The following is a 4,796-nucleotide window of genomic DNA, read 5'->3' on the forward strand; positions in this document are numbered from 1 at the left end:
GGTCAGATGAATGTAATTTCCATCGAGGAATCTGTGGTACATCCTCCAACTTTGTGCCGAATTTTCGATTGTATTCATTATTGCTTAGGCGGTTGAAGAAACTAGGAACTTCGATCTCAACTCCTTCAATCATGATTTTTTTGGTTGGAGCATGTTCACTCAAATGTTTATTAATAAGGTTTTCTGACAACTCTCTCATGTGCTCAATGTAGTTTTTACCGAAGCCCAGTACGTCTGCGGTGAGCTTTTTAGCTCCGCCATTTTCGGGGTTTTTAGGGCGGTACTGCTTAAAAAATTGCTCAGGTGGTCGAGGAAAATCATCATAAGTAACACTGCGCTCACTAATCATCAGGTGTAAATGCGGTTGTTCTACCCCATCAATTTCACTTTTGTGAGTGTGAATTGCACAGGTAAATGGAAGACCATTTTCCCCTGCTATTTTTTGGATTAGCTCTAGTGCAAGATCTTTTCGTTGATAAGCAGTTAAGCCATTCGGCAAAGCAACAGTGAAAGCTGAGCTAGTACGCCCTCTTTCAATTTCATGCTGATCAGCACTAGCCCAAAATTTTGAGGGATGTTTTTCCGCCCATTGGGGCATATTGCCCGACAGTACAAATTCGACTTTTTCATTTTGTTTATGATGAGCAAAATGTGCAGTTCGAGTGATGTAGTGAAAGCCATTTTTTGCGGTCGGGGCTTTTTTTTGCTTTCCGCTTTTCGTGGTTAAAGTGCCATTTTTTGTGGTGTGCCTAAGATTCGAATAGAACATAATTCCCCCAATTTAAGCTGTGTGCTTTTGCTCCCTGCAAGGGCGAAGGAGTAGTGTCTTTTATTGACAATGCACCACGTAGTGGTGCATTGTCAATAAAAGACACGGAAACGAGATATCTATTATTTTCCTATAAAGGAAAATAATAGATATATTTAACGGAATCAGATAGTTATAATAGATAAAATATTCGCAAAAAACAGTCGAACAAGGGTAGGGACTAATGGCAGGCAGAAAACCGATAGACCGAAATTCTTTGCAATTCCGTCATGATTTATCTGAGCTATGTTTATACATTCGGGGGCAAAAATTTAGGACTCTAGCAGAAGAAAGAACACTCGAAATTTTGCTTTCAAAAATGACTTCTGAACTTGATGAAAATGACTTAATTCAAATAGGACGTGCAAAAAAAACACGAGGGCAGTTCAGGTTAAATGAAAGTGCGCTTGAACAAATTAAACAACTTAAACAGCCAAACGAAACAGAGAAAAACATTCTGATTCTTGCAGGGCTAGAACAGAATCGAAATATTTATAAAGAACTACAAACTGCCCTAACTGACTATCGAAGTGGACTTAAAAGTAAAGTTTCAGCAGATAAAACTGCTCGTGCCATCAAAAAACTACAGGCTGGACTAAATACAGATCAAGACGAAAAGAAAAGAACGGACAGACAAAAAGGACTCATCAACGCACAGAAATACCAAATGGGTTGGCTTCTGATTGAACTATTCAAAATGGATAATGAAAATATAAAACCAAATGAATTTCATGATGAACTAATCGACCTAATCAAATACGCTGAAGTAGGGCGAAATTACATACGTGATCTACAAAAAAGAGACCCATTACTTAGAGTCCATGTAAGTCCTGAATGCAGAAATAAAATCTATAAGGTCGAGCAAGAAAAAGAGAAAGAAAGTAATCCTTTCAAAAAATAGATAAGACGCTATTTTTAAGTGACTTTTGCATTCCCCAAATCGGGGAATGCAAGTTACTTGAAAACAGTGTCAAAACGGCAAAGAATCATCCGGCTGATACGTTTTTTTAGTCTCAGAATAATGTCTGCTCGCACTTTCCAGAGCTGTATAACACTTCTCACATATATGCACTTTCACCAATCTTAAACCGCCGATCTCAACTGTTTGATAGTTTCGATGTGGCTCTAAAACTGGTAGAAGTCTTTGGTTTGCATCTCGCTGACATATCTCGCAAAAGCTCTCATCACTTGTATGCAAGTCACTAAAAAATCCGAACCACCGCAAAGCTACAAAATCAATCAGCTTAAAAGTTGCATTCATTCGAGTTTGAACGTCATCAATAAAATGATCATTAATCAGATATATCAAGTGCATGTATGCTTCACGCTCAAGCACTTCACTAGACTGAAAATTAACTAAATCTCGCTCAAGCAAAAAACTCAAACGACTATCACTTTTCAATAATTTTTTGATGTGATCTATACTATTCTCAAGATCAATTGAGTTAAAAATTGGCTCATCAATTTGTAAAATTTTCAAAGCAAACTGTTTCAAATTTTCCATTCACAATCCTATTTTTATTAGAGTCTTTATTATAACATTTATGTTAAAAATCAATGAGTTTATGTCATTTTTAAGCAAAAATAATAATGCTAACTTCTTTGTTTCAACTTGCCTTTTTGCTTTTGCTTTTGATTTTAAGAATATCTAAACAATAACAGTATCTTACAGAGCGAGTGTCTACGAGCGAACTAACAAAATTTGCTTATTCCCCCCTCTGATTACGCTTTTGCTTTTGATTTGCTTTTGAATTACTGCAGATAGTGATTAGCGAGTGTCTACGAGCGAAGTATTGATGCTTTTGCTCTTAAAAAAGAATGAGCAAAGCGAATTCAATGCCTTTGCTTTTGCTTTTGTTTTGGCTTTTAAGGATTTTAAAGCTTTTAAAATACTTTTAAGCGCTCTGAAATGCTTTGATAGCAACTGTTTCAGCGTCTATATGCACACAAATACCTGCAATATGCACACAAATACCTGCGAATATGCACACAAATACCTGCGAATATGCACACAAATACCTGCGAATATACACATTAAAAAAAAGTGTGTGTTTAACACTTTACAATTCGGTGTGTTTGAATTAATTTAAGGGCTAGCAAAGTATAAGATGGGCACAAAATGAGAACCCAAAAAGTGGAGAATAGAGTCGTAAAAACAAATCGGTTAATTGAAGCTCTGCAAGTGCTGAGTCTTGCTGAAATCAGGCTTATCCAGCTAGCAATTGTCGAAGCTAGGGAGTCGGGCTTAGGACTCGACAAAGACACGCCATTGCGTCTCCACGGTGATCAGTATGCAAACATATTTAATGTTTCTCGAATGACTGCTTATGATGCTTTGAGAGATGCTGAAAGCAGATTATTTGACCGCCGATTTACAATCGTTGATGACGATGGCGAGCTAATAAAAAGCAGATGGGTGCAAGATGTAAAATATTTACCAAAAGAAAACTCTATTGAGATTAGTTTATCTCGTGTCGTTGTTCGTGAAACAACGCGACTTGATGGCTTAAAACAGTTTTTTACAAGTTATATACTTGAACAAACTTCACTTTTAAAAAGCACATATTCAATTCGAATGTATGAGATTCTGTCTCAGTGGATTACAGCAAAAAAGACACCTGTCTTTGAAATTGAGAAATTCAGACAACAACTAGGCATTGGTGTTAATGAGTATTCAAGAATGCATCAATTTAAAGAGCGTGTGCTTGAGAATGCCATTGATGAAATCAATAAAAAGACGGATCTCACAGTAAAATATGAGCAAGTAAAATCAGGCAGAAATATCACTGGTTTTAGTTTCAAGGTGTCTAAAAAACAGAAGAAAGTTGAGACAGCTCAAAGAGATCAAAAAACAGGTGATATGTTTGTCGAGCTATCAGACGCTCAAAGAGCAATGTTCGGCGCAAAACTAGCACGAGATCCGAGAGTTCAGAGCGAATATACTCAAGAGTTACCATCTGAAAATTATGAAGTTTTCGGAAAAGCACTAGCAGATATGTTACTCGAAGAAAAACACTTCAAGACATTCTATCCGTTGCTCATCGAGCATGGTTATGAACCACCAAAACGCCCTAATTAGGGCGTTTTTTTATTGGGTTAGTAATCAAAGCGGTTCTGATTATCTCTGCTTGGCTGATTTCGCGGTGTCTGTACTGCTTCTTTTTTGTTACTCGATTTATACTGCTGTGCTTGCTCAAGCACCGAATTTATAAGGCTTTCTTTGTTTTTTAAAGAATCAAGATGCGACAAAAAAACTTCGTTTTTTGTCTGCATCGAAAAGCGTTCAATCGGTTCTATGATCTGTTTGAGTATTTTTTGATGCTGTTCATCGTATGCAACCACACTTTTTAGGTCAAAATCTGAAATAGATAAGGAAAATGATTCTTCAAATGCTCTCAATTTCGCATCGTAGTGCGTTTCTAGCGCATTCAAGACACGACTACAGTAATCAGTATAGTTATGCTTAAAACGCTCGTTTAAGCGTGTTTCTGACACATCAGCAACATTAAAAACGAATACTTTGTTGTCTGCGTTCTGTGAGTAGCCATATCGCACGTCTTGCGCTTTGATGTTTTTTGTCGAGTCATAGTCTGCAAAGTCACGTACTGACTGCATTACACGCAATAACTTTTCATCAAACGACACTGCTTTTTCAAGTCTCTCAACGTCTAGCGTGTCACTGAATCTGAAAGCTTCGCTTTCAGCACTAGCACTAATCTGCGGTTTTGGGCCAGGTGCAGTGACCGGGACCAGGGGAGCTGCTTCAGCTGCTCTCCGGGTCTCGGCTTCACTTACTAGTTTTTGCCTTTTTTCAAGCTCTGCTTCAAACTCTTTAGAGTAAATTTGTCGATTGTTTTTTTCTCGGATCGCAATGATAGTCTGCTTTTGCGCTTCAACTTCTAGCTGTGTAATTGGGTCAGATGAATGTAATTTCCATCGAGGAATCTGTGGTACATCCTCCAACTTTGTTCCGAATTTTCGATTGTAT

The 4,796-nt window shown here is 37.6% G+C and carries 4 protein-coding genes and 1 pseudogene; 2 read left to right on the forward strand and 3 right to left on the reverse strand.

From position 1 onward, the window contains the following. Positions 1–769 (reverse strand): MobA/MobL family protein (locus FTU00_RS15300; RefSeq protein WP_180179982.1); only part of this gene is annotated, 769 nt, incomplete at its 3' end. 223 nt (positions 770–992) lie between these two features. Between FTU00_RS15300 and FTU00_RS15305 the strand changes: the two genes are divergently transcribed. Then, positions 993–1,709, forward strand: coding sequence for a hypothetical protein (locus tag FTU00_RS15305; RefSeq protein WP_180179983.1), 717 nt, complete (start codon positions 993–995; stop codon positions 1,707–1,709). Between the two features lie 69 nt (positions 1,710–1,778). Here FTU00_RS15305 and FTU00_RS15310 read toward each other — a convergent pair whose 3' ends face one another. Beyond that, positions 1,779–2,312 carry a hypothetical protein gene (locus FTU00_RS15310; protein WP_180179984.1) on the reverse strand — a complete coding sequence of 178 codons (534 nt, stop codon included), beginning with the start codon at positions 2,310–2,312 and terminating at the stop codon, positions 1,779–1,781. 615 nt (positions 2,313–2,927) lie between these two features. On the opposite strand from FTU00_RS15310, the gene repM reads away from it, so the two are divergent. After that, on the forward strand, positions 2,928–3,887 hold the full coding sequence (gene repM / locus FTU00_RS15315) for a replication initiation protein RepM (RefSeq protein WP_180179985.1): 960 nt from the start codon (positions 2,928–2,930) through the stop codon (positions 3,885–3,887). Between the two features lie 17 nt (positions 3,888–3,904). Here repM and FTU00_RS15320 read toward each other — a convergent pair. Further along, positions 3,905–4,796: pseudogene (locus FTU00_RS15320) on the reverse strand (hypothetical protein); the annotation flags it as partial.

The organism is Acinetobacter sp. YH12041, assembly GCF_013419975.1.
Classification (GTDB): domain Bacteria; phylum Pseudomonadota; class Gammaproteobacteria; order Pseudomonadales; family Moraxellaceae; genus Acinetobacter.